This window comes from Sorangium sp. So ce185 (genome assembly GCF_051526825.1).
Classification (GTDB): Bacteria; Myxococcota_A; Polyangia; order Polyangiales; family Polyangiaceae; genus Sorangium; species Sorangium cellulosum_D.
On record NZ_CP150316.1, the window covers coordinates 6987314 to 7007379 of the forward strand.

Genomic DNA, 20066 nt, shown 5'->3' on the forward strand with positions numbered 1-20066 from the left:
GCGCCCGCCGCGGGCCGGTGAGGCGTGCCGTGCCCCCCCGGCGGGCATGACGCGCGCCGGCGCCGCGGGGTAGCCTCCCCGCGATGAGCGGACCGCCTCCTGCCGCACGCGCCGCCGGCCCCGGCGCCCTCCCCGACCCCGGCGCCCTCCCCGGCCATGGCGTCGCGCCCGCGCCGGCCGCCGCTGCCGGCCCCGCCGGCCCCGCCGCCCGCCACGACCCCGACGCCCGCGCCCGCGCCGCGCTGCGCGCCGGGCGCATCGCGGCGCTGACCGCCGGCGGCCTCGCCCTCGGCAAGCTCGTCGCCGGCCAGCTCGGCCAGTCGATGGCCGTCACCGCGAGCGCCGTCGACTCGCTCACGGACCTCTTCGCCTCCTCGGCCAACGCCCTCGCCATCCAGCTCGCCCACGCCGCGCCCGACCGCTCCCACCCCTTCGGCCACGCGAAGATCGAGACGCTCGCGACCGCCGGTCAGGGCCTGCTCATCGGCGGCTCCGGGGTCTACCTGCTCGTCGAGGGGATCCGGCGGCTGCTCTCGCCCCAGCCGCTCCGCCTCGCCGCCGTCACGCTCGGCACCATGGCCGCCGCCGCGCTGATCACCGCGGCGCTCGTGGCCTACCTCGGCCGCGTCGCCGCCCGCACCGGCTCGAGCGCCATCCAGGCCGACGCCGTCCACTACCGCACCGACATCGCGGCGAACGTCGCGGTCCTCCTCGGCGTCGCCGTCACGTACGCGACGGGCTTCTCCCGCGTCGACGGCCTCCTGTCGATCGCGGTCGCCGTCTACGTCCTCACGTCCGCGGGGTCCCTCCTCCGGCTCGGCGTGCGCGACCTCATCGACACCAGCGCCCCCGACGAGCGCGTCGCCGCCATCGAGGCCGCGCTCGACGCGATGCGCGCGCGCGGCGACATCCTCGGCCACCACGGGCTGCGCACGCGGCTCGCCGGGCGCACGCTGTTCGTCGACGTGCACATCGAGCTCCCGGGCGACATGCGCCTCGCCCGCGCGCACGCGACGGGCGACCGCGCGCGCGACGCGATCCGCGCCGCCGAGCCGGACGCCGAGGTGCTCGTGCACATCGACGTCGAGCGCGACGAGCCGGCGTGAAGGGCGCCGGCGCGGCGGGCGGGCGGCCGCGCCGAGCGCGCGGGGCCGCTCAGCCCGGCGGCGGCGAGCTCGGCTCGCCAGCGCGCGGCGGCCCCGCGCACGGGAGCTCGAGGAGGAACGTGGCGCCGGCGCCGGGCGCGCTCCGGACGCGGATCGAGCCGCCGTGCGCGTCCGCGATCCTGCGGCTCATGTAGAGGCCGAGCCCCAGCCCGCCGTAGTGCCGGTCGGACACGGCGCGCCCGAAGCGCTCGAAGATCTGCTCCTGCCGCGCCGGGTCGACGCCGATCCCCTGATCCTTCACCGAGAGCCGCGCCGTCCCGGCCTCCTCGCTGACGACGATCTCGACCGGCTTGCCCGCGCCGAACTTCATCGCGTTGGTGAGGAGGCTCGTGACGATCTGCTCGACGCGCGCGCGATCCCAGCGGCCCACGATCCGGCCGCAGTCCCGCAGCGACACCGAACACCCGGCGCGCGAAAGCTCCAGCGTCAATCGCGCGAGGACGTCGCGGACGACCGCCACGAGATCGACCTCCGCGACATGGAGCGAGAGCCGATCCACCTGGCTCCGCGAGACGTCGAGGAGCTCGTTGTGCAGGCGGGTCAGGCGCTTCGCCTGCCGCAGCGCGCGGTCGACCTGCCTGCCCATGGCCCGCGGGTCCCAGGGCCCACCCGACCGGAGGGCCCGATCCATCGCCTCGAGCGTGAGCGTGAGCGACGTCATCGGCGTGTTGAGCTCGTGCGTCGCCACCGTGAGGAACTCGTCCCGCACCCGGACGGCCTCCTGGGCAGCACGGTAGAGCCGCGAATTGTCGATCGCGTTCGCCGCCCGGCGCGCCACTTCCTGCACGATCTCGATGTCCGCATCGCCGTAGCGGCGCTCCGGCACGGACGAGACGACGCTCAGCATCCCGAGCGGTTGTCCCCGCGCCACGACCGGCACGGTGATGGAACTGTAGGTCCCGAGCTCTCGGAGGAGCCTCACGTGCCCGTCGTCCTCGCAGTGTTCCCGGAGGATGGCCTCTGAGATCTCGGGGAGCAGGAGCGGCTCACCGCTGCGCAGGACCCTGGCCGCGGGGTGCGGCGAGTCCCGACCAGGCGGATACCGCCGCTCCAGCTCCTGGATCAACGACTCCATCGTGGGATCTCTGTGCGCCCAGGAAATTCGCCGGATCTCTCCCCCTTCCACGACATCGATGATGCACCAATGGCAAAGCGATCGTACCGAGAGCCGCGCAATACGCGCCAACGTCTCGCCGTAATCGAGCGACCTGGAGAGGATGTCCCCGGCCTCGGCCAGGAAGGCCGCACGCCGCTCCGCCGCCTCGGCCGCGGTCCGCGCGGCCTGCTCCTTGGAGAGCAGCCGCGCGTTCTCCAGCGAGATCGCTGCTTGCGTGGCGAGCAGCGAGAGGGCGGTGAGCCGCTCCGGCGTGAACGCGCCCTCGACGAGGTTGTTCTCGAGGTAGAGCAGGCCCACCACCTCGCCCTGCCTCAGGATGGGCACGCAGAGCAGCGACTTGGGCCGACACCTCGCGAAGTAGTCATCGCCGGAGAACTTGCCCGCGTCCGCGGCGGCATCGCTCAGGATGACGTGCTCCTTCGTCCGCTGCACGAAGCGGACGAGCGACATGGGGACGCGCCGCGAACCATCCTCCGTCGAAGGCGGGAGGAGGGTCGTCGCCGCCCCTTTCTCTTCGAGGGTCGCCTCCGCTTCGATGGAGAGGCGCTCGTCCTGGTACAGGAGGATGCAAGCCCTCTGCGCGCCGCCCTGCTCGAGGACGACCGTGAGCAGCGTGCGCAGCAGCTTGTCGAGGACGATCTCGCTCGACAGGCTTTGCGATGCCTTGGTCACCGAGAGCAGGTCGAGCTGCTCGGACCGCGCCGCGAAGGTGGCGGCCTGGGCGAGCGGCGTCGTATCCCAGAGGTGCGGATTCTGCTGGTCGATCTGCTTGACCTTGCCGTCCGCCCCCCAGCGGGCGTAACAGGCGCGCGCCTCGCGGAGGTACGTGGCGGCGATCAGGTCGAACCCTCGCGCCCGGTAGAACCTCGACGCGATCTCGTAGGCGAGCGCCTCGTCGTGGACGAAGCCGCTCGCGCGCGCGGCGCGGATGGCCTGCTCGTAGAGCTGCGCCGCCTTCTCCCATTCGCTGCCGACGCGCGCGATCTCGGCGCCGACCAGCGCCGCGCGATGGACGAAGTTCTCGGGGCAGCTCGAAGCCCAGACCTCGAGCTGCTCGTGGTGCGCGAGGAGCTCCGTGAGAACCTGGCGCCGCTCATCGGCAGGTGCCGCGTCGTGGCGCGCTGCCCGCGCGAGCGCGCTGTGGGCGAGCGCGCTGTAAAAATGGTACTCGGCGATCTCGGGGAACGACGGCGACGTCCAGAGGAGCCAGCGCGCCTTCGCCGCGGCCTCGATAGCAGAGGCATAATCACCCGCGTAAAAGCGCGCTTGCAGCTTGCGGATCCAGTACCAGCTCGCGGCCAACGAGAGGCGCGGATCGCCCTCGAGGTGCCGTTCGAATCGGCCCTCGTCGAAGCGCTCATCGTTGAAGGAGGCGAAATCCGGCAAGAGCCCCTGGAGCGTCTGGATGAGCCTGAGCTGTCCGGTGATGCAGTCGACGACGAGGCCGAACTGCGCCTTCCGCGCGAACTCGAGCGCGCCCTCCGCCTCTCGCTGCACCTCGCCGAGCGGCTCTCCATCGATGAGGAGGAGCGTGAGAAAGGCGGTACGCAGATAGGACGCATACGTGAGATCGCCCGCCTCCTGCGCCGCGTGAAAGGCGCGTCGCAATCGATCGAGGCTGGTACGCACGTGCCTCGTCCAGGGATTGATGGCGTACCAGAAGACCAGATAGACGCGGGCCTTGAAGCGGTCCAGCCCGCGCTTCTCCACGAGGTCGAGGCCGAGCTTGCCGAAGCGGAACCCCGCGCGGTAGTCGCCGAAGCGTGGCCCAAGGACCGTGCCGAGCCGGACGTAGCCGAGGCACGACGCGTCGCTGTTGCCATGCTCGATGCTGACGTTCACCATGCGAGCGACCAGGAGGCTCAGCAGGTTCTCGTCGGTGAACAGGGCGGGCGCCTCGCACCACGAGAGGACGTCGATGGTCGTGCGGCAGTCCGGATCGGCCATCGGGGGCAAGTCGAAGAGCTCCTCGATCGGGCGGCCCTCGAGCCTCTGCCACATCCGCTCGTACTCCTGCAGGACCTCCGCGTCCGTCGGGTGCGGCGACCACTCGACGCCGACGCGCCGGAGGTATTCGAGGCATGCCTCCACGCTGCGGTCGCTCCGATCCATGGTCGTGTAAAGAGCCATGCGCGCGCACGTGACGGCGCCGAAGGCGACGAGGTCTCCTGCGCGGCGCGAGAGCATGGAGAGCCGCTCCTCCGCTCTCGAGAGCTCGCCGGTCAGGAACTCACACTCGGCCCGGTGGAGCTCGAGCGCGAAGATGAGCTCGTAGCGGATGGACCAGCCGTCCTCGGCCAGGAGCGCCGCGCCGGCGACGAGGTACGCCAGCGCCGAGGCGTAGGCGGTCGACCCCTTGGCGCGCTTGCCCGCGATGAGGTTGAGCTCGGCGACCCGTTCTCGCTCTTCCCACGACGTGATGAGCCCGATGCCGCGGTTGAGCTGGTTCACGATCTCGAAGATCTTCTCCTCGAGCTCCTCCGGCGCCGTCCGCGACGCGAGCAGCCTGCCTATCTCGAGGTGCACCGACGCCCGCTCGCCTTCGGGGATGAGCGAATAGGCGGCTTCCTGGACCCAGTCGTGGAGGAACTTGTACGTGCCGTTCAAGCGAAAGACGAGCCCCTCATGGACTGCGTCCCAAAGAGCCGCGTGCACATCCTCCTCCGAGCCGCCATGAACCAGCGTCAGCAGGGCGACGTCCGCGGTGTGTCCCAGGCAGGCGAGCTGCTTCAACGCTCCCTGGGCGCCCTCCGGCAGCCGCGCGAGCTTGCCGACCATCAGGGCCGCCACGTTGTCGGTGAAGCCCTTTTCGCGGATCTTCGCCACGTCCCACCGGAAGGCCTCGGCCCGCTCGTCGAACTCGATCAGCCGCTCTTCGTGCAGCACCCTGAGGAACTGGGCCGCGAAGAAGGGGTTGCCGGCCGTCTTCTCGTGGACGAGGTTCGAGAGCGGCGCGGCGTCTTCGCGGGAGCAGTGGAGCGCGTCGCTGACGAGCGCGGCGATGTTGTCTCGGGAAAGCGGGCCGAGCACGATGTCCGAGATGCGCGCGCCCTCCTTCCGCATCTGGTCGAGCGCCAGCGCCAGCGGATGCGAGGGGGGCACCTCGTTGTCGCGGTACGCGCCGGTGACGAGCAGATAGCGCGTCTCGGGGTGCGTCACCAGATCGTGAAGGAGGCCGAGGCTCGCCGAATCGGTCCACTGGAGATCGTCGAGGAAGAGCGCGAGGGGGTGCTCCTTCCGGGCGAACACCCCGATGAAGCGCCGGAACACGACGCGGAACCGGTTCTGCGCCTCGGTCCACGGAAGCTCTGGAGCCGGCGGTTGCCGGCCGATGACGAGCTCGACCTGGGGGATGACCTCCACCAGGAGCTGTCCGTTGATCCCGAGGGCGTCGAGCAGCCGCTGCCTCCAGGCCGCCATCTGGTCCTCGCTCCCGGCGAGGATCTCGAGCACGACCTCCCGGAAGGCCTGGACGAGCGTGGAGTAGGGGATGTCGCGCTGGGATTGATCGAACTTGCCCGAAAGGAAGAGGGCTCGCTCCCGGACGACCGGCCTGTAGATCTCGTGGACCAGCGCCGACTTGCCGATGCCGGAATAGCCGGAGACCAGGACGAGCTCGGGGGATCCCGTGCCCACCACGCGCTCGAACGCGCGCAGCAGCGCGGTCACCTCCTCCTCGCGGCCATAGAGCTTCTGAGGGATCTCGAAGCGATCGGAGGCGTCGTGCTCGGCCAAGGGGAACGGCTCGATCCGGCCGGTCGCTCGCCACTCCGAAAGGCACCGCTCGAGGTCGTGCTTGAGGCCGCGCGCGGTCTGGTAACGATCCTCCGCCATCTTGGCCAGGAGCTTCAGGACGATCGCCGAGAGGACCTCGGGCAGGTCCGGGACGAGCGCGGTGGCCGGTGGCGGGGCGCGGGCGACGTGGCAGTGTACCCACTCGGACGGGTCGCGCGCCTCGAACGGCAGCCGCCCGGTGAGCATCTCGTAGAACGTGACCCCGAGCGCATAGAGATCGGTGCGGCTGTCGATCGCCCGGTTCATCCTCCCCGTCTGCTCCGGAGCCAGGTACGGCAAGGAGCCCTCGATGAGCCGGGGAGGCCCTGCCGGCGACTGCTCGCGGGAGAGGCGGGACGCGAGGCCGAAGTCGGCGAGCTTGACCTGCCCGGTAGCTGCATTGACGAGGATGTTCTGGGGCTTGAGATCCTTGTGGATGATGTCCCGCTGGTGGAGCTCCGCCACGCAGGCCACGATACGCACCGCGAGCTCGAGGAACCGCTCGATGTTCATGGGCGCGTCCATGAAGTGGTCGAGCGAATCGCCGCCGAAATCCTCCAGGACGAGCGCCGGCAGCCCCTCGTACGTCTCGAGGGCGAGCGGCGTTACGATGGCCTCGTGGCTCAGCGCCTTGCCGATCGCGTACTCGTGCTTCAGGCGCTCGATGTCCTTCGGGCGGCTGCGCCTCGGGTCGAGGACCTTCAAGATCACCGGGCAGCCATCGGCGCTCCGGATCGCGCGAAGCAGGCTGGTCTTCTGGCCCTCGTGGAGGGTCTCGGTGATCGCGTAGGGGGAGGCCAGGCTCACCTCCACGGGGAGCATCTCCCTGGGGAGGACACGCCGTGGGGCGCTGGCGCCCAGCGGCTCCGTGGGACATGAGAGCTGTCGACGCCGGAACGGTCGAGCCCGCGCGCCTCGCCGAGGCGACGCGACCGCACGGTCGGCGTGAGCGCATAGCGCAGGCCAGGCACCGCATCACCTGTCGCGGTCTCCTGCGGTCGTACCATATCCGAGGCCCCCTCGACCGATAGATACCACGGCTGATGCCCGGCAGTTCCGCGGTGCACCTCGCAGGCGCCGACGAGCAGGGATCCCTGGCTCATGCGCACGCCCGGCCGCTCAGCCCGGCGGCGAGCTCGGCGCGCCAGCGCGCGGCGGCCCGGCTCCGCGTGCCGCGCCTGAGCGAGCCCTTCAAAAGCTCGCGCAGGCGCGTCCATTCCTCAGATTCCGTTCATGACACAGCCCTCCGGGAGCGCCGAGGGCGGAGCCGGGCGAGGCCGAGCGAGAACGCCGATGACGTCGAATTCGGTGCGCTACGAGGCGCTCGCCTCGCCGTCGTCGTCGTGCTCGTCGAGGTAGCGCTCGGGCGCGAGCTCCCACCGCTCCGGCGAGCGCCAGAGCTGCGACAGGAGCAGCTCGCGCATCAGGAAGAACTCCTTGGGCAGCCGGTCGTAGAGCCGCTCGAAGAGCTCCCGGTGCGAGCCGAACTCGACCTTCCACGCCTCCCGGTCCACCGCCATGAGCTGGTAGAACTTCTCCTTCGAGAAGCGATCCATGCCCCGCCACTCGATGTCTTCGTAGCGCGGCATCCAGCCGAGCGGGCTCTCCTCGGCGAAGCCGCGGCCGTGCACGCGATCGACGATCCACTTGAGGACACGCATGTTCTCGCCGAAGCCCGGCCAGAGGAAGTTGCCCTGATCGTCCTTGCGGAACCAGTTCACCGAGAAGATGCGCGGCGGATTGACGATCTGGCGCCCCATCTGCAGCCAGTGGTTGAAGTAATCGCCCATGTGGTAGCCGCAGAACGGCAGCATCGCCATCGGGTCGCGGCGGACCTGGCCGATGTTGCCGGCGGCCGCCGCCGTCATCTCCGAGCCGATCGTCGCGGCCATGTACACGCCGAAGCTCCAGTTGAACGACTGGTACACGAGCGGCACCGTCGTCGCCCGCCGCCCGCCGAAGACGATCGCGCTGATGGGCACCCCGTTCGGGTCGTCCCAGCGAGGATCGAGCGAGGGACACTGCGTCGCAGGGGCCGTGAAGCGCGCGTTCGGGTGGGCCGCCTTGCGCCCGCAGTCCGGCGTCCAGGGCTTGCCCTGCCAGTCGATGAGCTCCGGCGGCGGCTCGTCCGTCATCCCCTCCCACCAGACGTCGCCGTCGGGCGTGAGCCCCACGTTCGTGAAGATCGTCCCCTTCCGGATGGACGCCATCGCGTTCGCGTTCGACTTCTCCGACGTCCCCGGGGCCACGCCGAAATACCCCGCCTCGGGGTTGATCGCGTAGAGCTGCCCGTCCCGCCCGGGCTTCATCCACGCGATGTCGTCGCCCACCGTCGTCACCTTCCAGCCCGCGAACGCCTTCGGCGGGATGAGCATCGCGAAGTTCGTCTTGCCGCACGCGCTCGGGAACGCCGCGGCGACATACGTCTTCTCGCCCTTCGGCGACTCGACGCCCAGGATCAGCATGTGCTCGGCGAGCCACCCCTGCTCCCGGCCGAGCACCGAGGCGATGCGCAGCGCAAAGCACTTCTTGCCGAGCAGCGCGTTACCGCCATAGCCGCTCCCGTACGACCAGATCGCCCGCTCCCCCGGGAAGTGGACGATGTACTTGTGCTCCGCGTTGCACGGCCACGGCACGTCCGCCTGCCCCGGGGCGAGCGGCATCCCGACCGAGTGCAGACACGGGACGAAATCGCCGTCCCCGAGCACGTCGAGCACCTTGCTCCCCATGCGCGTCATGATCCGCATGCTCGCGGCGACGTAGGGCGAGTCGCTGAGCTCCACGCCGATGTGCGAATAGGGCGAGCCCACCGGGCCCATGCTGAACGGGATCACGTAGAGCGTCCGGCCCCGCATCGACCCGGCGAAGAGCCGGCGCAGCGTGGCCTTCATCTCCTGCGGATCGGCCCAGTTGTTCGTGGGGCCGGCGTCCTGCTTGCGGCGGCTACAGATGAACGTGCGATCTTCGACCCGCGCCACGTCGCTCGGGTCCGAGCGCGCGAGGTAGCTGTCCGGGCGCTTCTCCGGGTTCAGGCGGATGAGCGTGCCGGCCCTGACCATCTGGTCGCAGAGCGCGTCGTACTCCTCCTTGGAGCCGTCGCACACGTGCACGTTGTCCGGCTGGCACAGGGCGACGACCTCCGCGATCCACTGCCGGAGCTTCTCGTTGGCGATCGACGATCGGAGCCCCGGGATCGAGACCGGCGGCGGCGGCTCCGAGTGGACCGAGTTCTGGCTGCTCTGGCTGGCTGCTACGGACACTGGCGTACCCTCCTGGCTCTCTGGGTCGAGCGGGTCTGCAAGGCGCAGGCCCTGCCCGCCCACACGTCAATTCTGGCCGAAATGCGCCCGGTTGGCTGCACCGATCCTCCCTGAGCCCGCCCGCCTCGGCGTGCGGCGCGCACCAGGTGCGCCCCGGAGCAAACCGTGCGCGGATCCAGGAGCACGGGGCCAGCCCACACACGCGCGGCGTGAGCGAGACGAGAGGGGCTACTCTGCGTGCCCGTGGGCCGTCGCGTCGCCCGCGACGGCGAGGACCCGCTCGACCACCGGCGCGTGCAGCGCGAGCAGCCGCGACGGCGCGACGCCCAGGGTCACGGTCAGCGCCAGCAGCGAGAGCAGCGCCGCGCGCTCGCGGAACAGGAGCGGCTCCACCATGGCGGCGCCCTTCGCGCCGCGGGGGAGCGGGCCGAGGAAGGCGCGCTTGAACGCGCGGAACATCGTGATCCCGTTGAGCGCCGTCGCGCCCAGCATCAGCACCGCGAACACGGGGTGGACGTGCAAAACCCCGTGCAGGAGCAGATCCTCGCCGATGAACGTCAGCGCCCCCGGGAGCCCGATCGTCGCGCACGCGAGCAGGAGGAAGAACGCGGCCATGCGCGGCGTCCTCGCCACGAGGCCGCCGAGCTCCCTCACGTCCGCGGTGCCCGTGCGCGCCTCGATCGCCCAGACGACCATCGTCACCCCGGTGACCGCGATCGACAGGGCGAAGCTCTGGAGCAGCGCGCCGCTCAGGCTCTGCGGGTTCATCGACGCGATCCCGAGGAGCACGAGCCCCTTCTGGCTCGCCACGAGGTACCCGATCATGCGGCGGAGATCGGTCTGCGTGAGCGCGAGGACGGCCCCGTGCAGGGCGCTGAAGAGCCCCAGCGCGGCGAGGACCGGCATGTTCGCGGCGCAGCCCTCCGGCAGGAGCGGCACCACCACGCGCACGAGCACGCAGACGCCGACCTGCATCTCCGCGAGCAGCACGGTCACCCCGAGCGGCCCGCGCTCGAGCAGCACCGGCAGCCAGCCGTGGAACGGCACGGCGGCCATGCGCATCAGCACCGAGATGCCGATGAGCGCGAAGAGCGGCGACTGCCACGCCTCCGGGATGCCCGCGCGGGCGACCTCCTGGATGTCGAACGGCAGCGCCGCGCCGCGCCGCGCGGCGAGCGCGGCCATGACGCCGAGCGCCAGGACGAGCGGCGCCGTGCCGCCGATGAGGAAGATGCGGTAGGTGCGCCGGAGGAGCCGATCGGCCGCGCCCCTCCGCGCGATGAGGCGCGCGCCCGGCAGGAAGGCGGCGACCCACGCCACGGCGAGCACCACGAGGTCCGCGGCGCAGTAGACGCCGAGGATGGCGCTCCCGGTGACGAGCACCGCCGCGAGGCTCCGCCGATCGAGCGCGGCGCGCGGGCCCGCGGCGATCAGGGCGAGCAGCATGGCGCCGAGCAGCGGGAGCAGGGAGGCGGTGAAGCCGTTGAGGACGAGGCGGAGGCGCACGCCGAGGAGCGGCACGGCGGGGCCGATCGCGTCGACCGCGGCGCCGCCGGCCGCGTGGAACAGCGCGAGCGCCGCGAGCGAGAGCCCGAGGGTGAGCGCCGCGCCGGCGAGGGCCACGCGTCGCGCGGCGGGGTCGCTGCGCGCGCAGGAGGCCGAGAGCGCGGCGAGCGCGGGCGCGAGGATCGTCGCCGAGAGGATCAGGAACATGCTCATGACCGCGCCCCCTTCGTCTGGGGCGCCGGCGCCGCCGCGCCCGCGCGCTCGCCGGGAGCGCCCGCCTCGACGGCGCGGCCCTCGTCGCGCTCGGCGAGGCCGCTCAGCGCCGCGACCCAGCGGCGCTCGAGGCCGTCGATCACCTGCCCGAGGCGCATGAGCGGCGCCGCGATGAACCGCTGCTGCATCACCTCCACCTGGAAGCGATCGAGGGAGGCCCAGTACGCGCGCCGCACGAGCGACGCCGGCAGCACGCGGGCGGCGATCGCGAGGTGCGGGAGCGGCTCGCTGGCGTGCGCGGCCCGGATCTCCTGCGCGTCGCGGAGCGCCGCGGGCGCGCGCAGCATCTGCAGGCACCGGAGGCACGCGTGCGCGAAGAGGTGCACGAGCGCGAGCCGGTAGTACCCGAGCCCGATCTCCACGAACATGATCCCGACCTGCGACATCGTCGCGTACGCGAGCGCGCTCTTCACGTCCGCCTGCACCCGGCCGACAAGCGTCCCGTAGACGGCCGTGAGCGCCCCGACGCAGGCCACCACCGCGCTCGCCGCGGGCGAGCGCTCGAGCATGGGGGCAGCGCGCAGCATCAGGTACACGCCCGCGTGGATCGAGATCGCCCCGTAGAAGAGCGCGCTCGACGGCGTCGGCCCCTCCATCGCCCGCGGCAGCCAGGTCCCGACGGGGAACTGCGCGCTCTTGCCCATCGCGGCGAAGAACAGGCACAGCGCGATCGCCGTGGCCCCGGAGGCGCCGATCGCGGCGGCGGACCCGGGCCACGGGGCGCCGCCGAACACCTCGCCGAAGTTGGCCGAGCCGGCGAGCGAGTGCATGAGCACCGCGCCGACGAGCAGCCCCACGTCGCAGAGCCGGTAGGTGATGTAGACGCGCAGCGCCGCCCGCGCCGGCGCCGCGCGCTCGTGGAAGAACGCCACGAGGAGCACGCTCGTCCCGCCGACGAGCTCCCAGCCGGCGAAGAGCTGGTCCATGCTCCCCGCGGACACGAGCGCCAGCATGCCCGCCGAGAACAGGGCGAGGAGCAGGAAGAACCGCGCGAACCCCGGCTCGCGGTGCAGGTACGCGACCGAGAACCTGCCGGTGACGAGCGCGATCAGCGAGACGAGCACCATCATCGTCGTCGACAGCCGGTCGACGAGCAGGACGATGTCGAACGCGTAGCCCGAGACCTCGAACCAGTGCCCGAGATCCACCGAGAGGAAGGCGTAGGGCGCCGCGACGGACGAGCCCCAGGCGACCAGCGAGGCGACGAGCGAGAGCGAGAGCGCCGACAGCACGACGCCCGACACGACGCGCTCGCTCGGCGTGCGCAGGAGGAGCAAGTAGGCGCCGAGCGCCGCGAACGCGACCGCCGGCGAGAGCACGGCGACCGCGGCGAGCTTGCCGAGGAGGACGTCAGGCAGCATGGTAAGAGATCTCCGTCTGGGACCGTGGAAGCCCGGCGCGGACGATGGCGGGCGGGATGAAGCCGCGCTTGCCCGCGTACCAGTCGACGGACCGCTGGACCGCGGGCAGCGGGTGCTCCGGCGGCGTGAACGGCGCGAAGGCGCCGCGGGTGAAGCGCTCGAACCGACCCGTCGCCGGGTCGATGCAGACGAGCTGGATCCAGCCGTTGACGACGAGCTCGCGGAGCGCCGGCTGCCGCGCGCAGATCGCCGCGGCCGTCGCCGCGCTCGCCTCCACGACGGTGAGCATGCGCACCGGCTCGTGGATCTCGATCATCTGCTTCGGCAGGCCCGTGCGCAGATCGCTCAGCGAGCCGTCCATGACCCCGAGCAGCGAGGCGAGGTTGTGCGGCAGCTTGGTCCCGGCGCCGTAGCGGAGGTTGTCGACGCGGGAGAAGTAGTACTCGAGGTTGATCCCCGCCCCGACCGGACCCGCGGAGAGCAGGACGCGCTCGAGGATCGCCCCGGTCGGGTCCTGGGTCGGGTCGTACGAGACGAGGAACGCGCGGCGGTCGAGGAACATCCCGTGGGTGAGCTCGCGGCGGCCGATCACGCAGACGGCGTTTGTCGCGTGCCCGAGCTCGGGCCGGGCCTCGCTGAGGTCCACGGCGCGCGCCTCGACGTGCGCGAGCGCCTGCTCGGGGCTCAGGCGCTCCGGCGCCGACGCGAAGCGGCGGCAGCGCTCGTGCGCGTGCCGCTTGCGCGCCTCGCCGAGGGCCTGCTCGAGCGCCTCGATCTCGCCGCGGTGCGACGCCGGCGCGAGGTGCTCGTCGTAGAAGACGATCTCCTCCGTCGTCGTGTTGTTCATCCCGCCGAGGAAGAAGGTCCCGTCCGGGATGTCGATGCCGCGGCCGCGGAGCAGCGCGCGCACCTCCTGGTCGTTGGCCATGGCGGCGAACAGCCGCGCGTTCGGGCCGCCGTGCCGGCCGCCGCACGCGCCGCAGTCGTACGCGGACTGGTGCGGGTTGTTCACGCTGGACGCTCCGTGGCCGAGCACCGCCACGAGCGGCGCGAAGCGGCGGGTGAGCCCCATGATCTCGAGCGTCGCGGCCACCCTCGCGGCCTTCTCGGCGGCCGTGAAGGGCGCCCCTCGGCCGCCCGCCGGAGCCCCCTCCTCGTGCGGGCTGTGGAGGTGGGTCGGCACCGCCGGCAGGAGGCGGCGCTCGAGGGCGCGGCGCAGCCGCGCGAACGCCCTCGGGAACAGGACGCGCCCGACGAGCGGGATCGTGGAGAGCAGCCCGAGGGTCGGCGTGAGCAGGAGGCCGCGCGAGAGGGTCCGGGTCCCGTGCCCGAGCGTGTGGACGAAGCGCGCCCAGCGCCTGCGGCGCGCCTTCCGGAGGTGGAAGGCGCCCTCCTCGCGGGGCCGCTCGACGATCTCGTGCGCGGGCTCGACGCCGACGGGGCAGAGGCTCACGTGGCCGGCGGCGTCGAGCCCGCGGAACCGGATCGGCACGCCGAAGAACCCGGCGATGCCGAGGGTCTCGTGCCGCGGGGAGAGCTCCTCGAAGTGCCTCCGGAGGCCCTCGCAGCGGTCGTCGATGCACAGCGCGAGCTGGAAACGAGGGTCCAGGACCGCGCGCTCGTACGCCGGGCGGCGCAGGTTCGCCGCGATGCCGTGCAGCACCTCGACCCGGTGGTGATGCTCGTACGCCTCGTGCAGGAGGCGCCGCCGCGTCGCCTCGTCGAACGCCTCGAGCACCTCCAGCGCCCAGACGCGCTCGGCCTGCGGGAGCGCCTCCACCTCGGCGACCGACAGCCCCGCGAGCTGCGCGAGGTGGAACAGGAGGAACGGCCGATCGCTGTCGGGCGAGCGCGGCGGCGGCCCGGCGCGCCTCGCGGCGAGCCGGGCGTGCTCGACGAGCCCCGCGAGCGGCCCCTCGAACCCGAGCCGCCGGCGCGCCACGTCGCGCAGGGCGTACCGGGCGAGGGTCAGGCGCACCGCGAGGTACTCGAGCAGCGACGCGGGCGGCGAGCCGTGCGGCCGGTCGCCCGGGGTGTGCTCGAGCCGGTGGACCATGCCGGCCCAGCCCGGCAGCTCGAGCAGGACGCGCGTCACGTAACCTTCCCAGCGGTCCTCCGCGACGCCGAGCTCGCGCAGGGCGCCGGCGACGACGGCCGCGGGCGACGCGTCCGGCCCGAGCCGGCCGAGCTCCGCGTCGAGCCCGGCGAGGTGCGCGCCGGCAGGCCTCGCCCCCTCCAGCACGAGGCTGCGAAACGCGCGGAAGAGCCCCTGCGCGCGGTCCGGCATCACCCAGTGCGCGACGCCATCGTCGAGGTAGGCGCTGAGGAGCCGGATGAAGAGCGGGTCGATGAGCTCCGCCGGATCTTCCCCCGTGAGCGCGAGCAGCAGATCGCGGTGGGATCGATCGACGCCCACGCGGTCGGCGAGCGGCACCTCGGCGGACGGCGCCGGCGGCAGCGGCACGCCGCAGCACGCGTCCCAGAGAGCGAGCGCGGCGCGGACCTCCAGGTCGTAGCCGCCCTGGGCGAGGAGGCGCACGGCGGCCTCGGGGCGCTCGACCAGCCATCGCGCCGTACCGACGAGGATCCGGCGGCGCGGCTCGGACGGGAGGTCGGGCCTCAGCCTGCGCGTCTCTCCCGCCTCGGCGATGCGCCACCGGAGCCCCGCCTCGGTGGCGGCCTGGATGGGAAAGCGCAGCGCGAGGCGCTCGATCTCGTTGCGAGACAGCGGGCCGCGGCGCTCGTCAGGCCGGTCGGCGAAGCGCTCGACGAGCGCCGCCTCGATGTCCTGGTCGTCGATCCGGCCCGACGCGATGTGCGCGCGGTACTCCGCCTCGGAGAGGTACGGCTCTGCCCCGAACAGCGCGCTCGCCGCGGCGAGCGCGTCGTGGAACGGCAGGTGCTGGAACGCGTGCAGCGTATTGTGGTGGACGAACACGCCGATGGGCCCCTGCGATGGCAGGAGGTGGCCGGCGTGCTGGAGGGCGGTGCGCAGGCGCTCTTCTGGAGCTTCACCTGCGCTGGACTTCGCACTTGGCTCGTTCATGTCAATCGTACGTCTCCTAAAGTATCGCTCCATCAAGCGCGGCGCGCACGCGCAGCTTTCGCGCACCTCGCGCAACTCGTGCACCTCGCGCAACTCGCGCACCTCGCGCACCTCGCGCACCTCGCGCACCTCGCGCACCTCGCGCACCTCGCGCGCCGTGCGGGCTCAGCGGCTCAGCGGGTCACCGGCTCACCGCGGGCGCGAAGGCCACTTTCTTCCGCGCGGAGAGCGGGTGCGACGACATCGGGCCGTGGTCGTCGAGGCCCGACAGCGAGAGCGCCCGCCCCTCGCGCTCGAGCAGCGCCTTGAGGTCGTGCAGGTTGGCCATGACCGTGTGATCGACCAGGCGGGTAGCGGCGAAGTCGATCTCGATGGCAGGGACGTCCCGGTGCCGCGCGAGCCTCCGCTTGATCGAGAGGTAATTGCTGAAGACGGCGGCCTGCTTGACGCGCAGCACGAGCCGTCCGCCCTCGACGTGCTCCTCGATCTCGGGCCGGAAGAGGCTGCGGAGCGGCGCGCCGTGGAGCACGTGGATGAACATCTCCACGGCGATCCCGGCCACGACCCCCACGAGCAGATCGGTCGCGATGGTGATCGCGGCGGTGGCGACGAAGACCACGAGCTGCTCCTTGCCGATGCGGAACGTCTTCACGAGCTCCGTGGGAGCCGCGAGGCGGGTGCCCGTGAAGGTGAGCATCGCGGCGAGCGCGGCGAGCGGGATGCGGTGGATGAGCCCCGGCGCGAACGCGACGAACAGCAGGAGGAAGGCGCCGTGGAAGAAGTTCGAGAGCCGGCTCCTCGCGCCGTAGCCGATGTTCGCGGAGCTGCGGACGATCTCCGAGATCATGGGCAGCCCGCCGAGCAGGCCCGCGACGAGGTTGCCGGCGCCGGTGGCGAGCAGGTCCCTGTCGAGGTCGGGGCGGCGCTTCTCGGGATCGAGGGAGCTGACCGCCTTCGTGGACAGCAGCGACTCGATGCTTCCCACGAGGGAGAACATCAGGACATACTTCATCGAAGCGGGCGTGGCGACCTGGCTGAAGTCCGGAAAGGCGATGGCCTGCGCCAGGTTCCCCGGCAAGGTGACGAGGAACTTCGGCCCGATCGTGTGGACCGAATCCGTCACCGACAGCGTGTACGTGTGCTCGTGCTCGAGGTCGAAGGCGAACGCGAGCGGTATCGAGGCCGCGAGCACGAGGAGCGGCGCGGGGACCTTCTGCATCCACCGCGTCCTCCTGGCCACCGCCGGATAGCCGAACAGGAGGACGAGCGACAGGACGCCTATCAGGGCGATCTCGGGGTTCATCCGCAGGACGCTCGCCGGGATCTCCAGGAGCAGGTGGAGCGGCGCCTTGGACGTCGGGGTGACGCCGAGGAGCGTGTGGACCTGCTTCGAGCAGATGATGATCCCGATGGCCGCGAGCATGCCGTGCACCACCGAGGAGGGGAAGAAGTCGCCGAGGGTGCCGGCGCGCGCGAGCGCGAAGGCGATCTGCGCCGCGGCGGCGACGACGATGCAGGCGAGCGCGCGGCGGTAGCCTGTCGCGTTGTCCCCGCCGCCGAGCTCCTGCACCGCGCCGAGCGCGATGACGATGAGCCCCGCCGCCGGGCCCTTGATGGTGAGGGGCGCGCTGCCGAGCCAGGTGGCGATGACGCCGCCGACGACGGCGGTAAGCACACCTGCGATGGGGGGGAATCCGCTCGCCATGGCGATGCCGAGGGAGAGCGGGAGAGCGATCAAGAAGACGAGGAACCCTGAGACGAGATCGGACTTCCACGTCGATGGAGCCGGCGCTGTAGGTGCTGGCTCTGGTGGGTCCGGGATGTTTGGCTTGGGCATGGCAGTAGTCGTTCTTCGGCAGGACGTGAGTCCCGCCACCTCCGCCCGACCGCTAGGAGACCGAGTGATTGCTTTCCAGCCCCCGGCTCACACAATGTTTCAAAAAGTTTTCGCAAACACCGACACTGCATTATTCCGCCATGAGCGCATCAACGAGCGGCCCGGTCGCTGCTCGACCGCGGTGCCCGCCTCGTGTCCTGCGATGTCCGACGGTACGGCGCGGCGCCTGGGTGAGGCCGTTCGCGCGCGTCGCGGAGCTCGTCGCTCCGGCGGCGGCTCTTCAGAGCAGCCGCACGAGGAGCTGCGCCGCCACGATCTTCACCAGCGTCGCCACCGGGTAGACCGACGCGTACCCCGTGTTCGGCGCGTCGCTGCGCGCCTGCTCCAGGCTGAAGGCGAGCACCGCGGGCTGCGTCTGGATGCCGGCGAGCATGCCGGTGAGGGTCCCCATCGGGATCCGGAGCAGCCGGTGGCCGACGAGCAGCGTGCCGAACGCGACGACCGCGGTGATGACCGCGCCGCTCCCGATCAGCGCCGCGGCGCCGCCTTGCTGCAGGGTGTGCGCGAACGAGTACCCCGAGCGGGTGCCGACGCCGGCCAGGAACATGACCACGCCGAGCTGCCGGACAGCGCCATCCTCGCGTCTCTCCCCGCCTCGCGCGCGGGCCCCTGGGCTCTCGTGGGGAGGACGAGATCTCGAAACGCAGAGGACACGGCGAGACTCGGTAGAGCGAGAGCGAGAATGCCTTGAAGGAGGGATCGCCGAGCCGCGGACGAGCCCGCTCGGCGCGGTAGCGGCGCCCCGCGGCGCTGCTACCCTGCGCGACGAGCGGCCCATGTCCACGAGCCCCGTCGAGCGCGCGCTCGCCTATCACACGCGCACGAAGCATCATCTGAGGCGCTATGCGCGCGGCCCGGGCGCCATGGACTGGAGCACGCAGCCGGATCCGTTCCGCACCTTCGAGGGCGCCCCGGTCGTCCCGTTGCCGCTCCGCGCCGGCGGGCTCGCCGCGGCGTACCGGGATCTCTACCGCCCCGGCGCGATCCCGCCGGCCGCGGTCGAGCTCGACTCCATCGCGGCCCTCTTCGAGCTCTCGCTCGGCCTCTCCGCCTGGAAGGAATACCGCGGCTCGCGCTGGGCGCTCCGCTGCAACCCCTCGAGCGGGAATCTCCACCCGACCGAGGGATACCTCCTCTCGGCCGGCGCGCCCGGGCTGCCGGCGGGCCTCTATCATTACGTGAGCCGCGATCACGCGCTCGAGCGCCGATGCGCGCTGGGCGCCGGCCCTGCCCGCGCGCTCGCGGGGCTCCTCCCGGCCGGCGGCTTCCTCGTCGGGCTGAGCTCCGTCCACTGGCGCGAGGCGTGGAAGTACGGCGAGCGGGCGTTCCGCTACTGCCAGCACGACGCCGGTCACGCCATCGCGGCCGTCCGCTATGCCGCGGCCGCGCTCGGCTGGTCCGCCGTGCTGCTCGGCGACCTCGGCGACGGCGAGCTGTCCGCGCTGCTCGGCCTCGATCGGGCCGCGGACTTCGCGGGCGTCGCGGCGGCGGATCGCGAGCACCCCGACGCCGCGCTGCTCGTCGTGCCCGCCGCGCCGCTCGCCCGGGAGGCGGCGCTCGCCGCGGCCCGCGCGGCGGCCGCGCGCGCGGCCGAGCTGACCCGCCTCACCGGCGAGGGCGCGTGGGCGGGGCGGGCGAACGCGCTGAGCCCGAGCCACGTCGACTGGGAGGTCATCGACGACGTCGCCGGCGCCACCTGGAAGGCCCACGCCGAGGAGCCGGCCGCCCCCCTGGAGAGCGGCCTGCCCCCGCTGTCGGACCACGGCGGCGGCGGCGCGCTCGCGTCGGAGATCCTCCGGACGCGGCGGAGCGCCACGGCGTACGACGGCCGCACGTCGATCGGCGCCGAGGCGTTCTACGCCATGCTCGACCACCTCCTCCCCCGCCCCGGCGTGCCCCCGTGGGACGCGCTCCCGTGGGCGCCGCTCGTGCACGCGGTCGTCTTCGTGCACCGCGTCCGCGGCCTCGACCCGGGCCTCTACGCGCTCGAGCGGTCGGAGGCCGCGCACGAGCGGCTGAAGGCCGCCCTCGCGCACCCGTTCGCGTGGGAGAAGCCGCCCGGGTGTCCGGATCACCTGCGGCTCTATCGCCTCTCCGAGGCCGATCTGCGGAGCGCGGCGCAGATCGTGAGCTGTCATCAGGAGATCGCCGCCGACGGCGCGTTCAGCCTCGGGATGGTCGCCGACCTCGGCGCCACGCTCCGGGAGCGCGGCGCGCCGTGGTACCGGCGGCTCTTCTGGGAGGCCGGCGTCCTCGGCCACGCGCTGTACCTCGAGGCCGAGGCCGCGCGGGACAGCGGCGGCCGCGTGCGGGCGACCGGCATCGGCTGCTACTTCGACGACGTGTTCCACGAGCTGTGCGGCATCGCCGGCGGCGACGTGCAGAGCCTCTATCACTTCACCGTCGGCGGCCCCGTCGAGGACACGCGGCTGATGACGCTCGCGCCCTACGAGCACCTCGAGCGCGCACGGCCCGCCGCGCCTCCGCCTCCGGCGCGCGGCCCCCGCGGGAGCGGCCCCGAGGCGCCCTGAGCCGCCGCCGCCGGCGACCGCCGACAGGCACGCGCCTCGCATGATCGCGACCGATCTCGGGTCGCCGCGGCGCCCCGCCGGCGTACCGCAGCGCGGCCAAATAACGTCCTCACAACAAATCGCAAACCGGCTTCG

At 72.2% G+C, this 20066-nt stretch carries 9 protein-coding genes; 2 read left to right on the plus strand and 7 right to left on the minus strand.

The features are described from left to right. The first annotated feature begins 83 nt into the window (after positions 1-83). Positions 84-1106, plus strand: coding sequence for a cation diffusion facilitator family transporter (locus WMF26_RS25375; RefSeq protein WP_437994780.1), 1023 nt, complete (start codon positions 84-86; stop codon positions 1104-1106). A 49-nt stretch (positions 1107-1155) separates the two neighbouring features. Here WMF26_RS25375 and WMF26_RS25380 read toward each other — a convergent pair whose 3' ends face one another. From WMF26_RS25380 to WMF26_RS25410, 7 genes are all read right to left on the minus strand, one after another. Next, positions 1156-6879, minus strand: a complete 5724-nt coding sequence (locus tag WMF26_RS25380; RefSeq protein WP_437994781.1) for a sensor histidine kinase — start codon at positions 6877-6879, stop codon at positions 1156-1158. A gap of 491 nt (positions 6880-7370) precedes the next feature. After that, positions 7371-9251, minus strand: coding sequence for a phosphoenolpyruvate carboxykinase (GTP) (locus tag WMF26_RS25385; protein WP_438002443.1), 1881 nt, complete (start codon positions 9249-9251; stop codon positions 7371-7373). Positions 9252-9545: 294 nt separating this feature from the next. Then, positions 9546-11036, minus strand: coding sequence for a complex I subunit 4 family protein (locus WMF26_RS25390; RefSeq protein ID WP_437994782.1), 1491 nt, complete (start codon positions 11034-11036; stop codon positions 9546-9548). Continuing rightward, the gene (locus tag WMF26_RS25395; RefSeq protein ID WP_437994783.1) at positions 11033-12457 is read right to left on the minus strand and encodes a proton-conducting transporter transmembrane domain-containing protein; all 1425 of its coding nucleotides are present in this window, start codon (positions 12455-12457) and stop codon (positions 11033-11035) included. Before WMF26_RS25395 ends, WMF26_RS25390 begins: the two co-directional genes overlap by 4 nt. Continuing rightward, positions 12447-15503, minus strand: coding sequence for a YbcC family protein (locus WMF26_RS25400; RefSeq protein ID WP_437994784.1), 3057 nt, complete (start codon positions 15501-15503; stop codon positions 12447-12449). The genes WMF26_RS25395 and WMF26_RS25400 overlap by 11 nt, the downstream gene beginning before the upstream one ends. Before the next feature lie 181 nt (positions 15504-15684). Further along, positions 15685-17340, minus strand: a complete 1656-nt coding sequence (locus tag WMF26_RS25405; protein WP_437994785.1) for a SulP family inorganic anion transporter — start codon at positions 17338-17340, stop codon at positions 15685-15687. Between the two features lie 280 nt (positions 17341-17620). Continuing rightward, positions 17621-18178, minus strand: coding sequence for a hypothetical protein (locus WMF26_RS25410; RefSeq protein ID WP_437994786.1), 558 nt, complete (start codon positions 18176-18178; stop codon positions 17621-17623). Here WMF26_RS25410 and WMF26_RS25415 point away from each other — a divergent pair. Then, positions 18177-19931 (plus strand): nitroreductase, encoded by a 1755-nt coding sequence (locus WMF26_RS25415; protein WP_437994787.1) that lies wholly within the window; start codon positions 18177-18179, stop codon positions 19929-19931. The two genes, WMF26_RS25410 and WMF26_RS25415, sit on opposite strands and share 2 nt — an antisense overlap. The last annotated feature ends 135 nt before the right edge of the window (positions 19932-20066 follow it).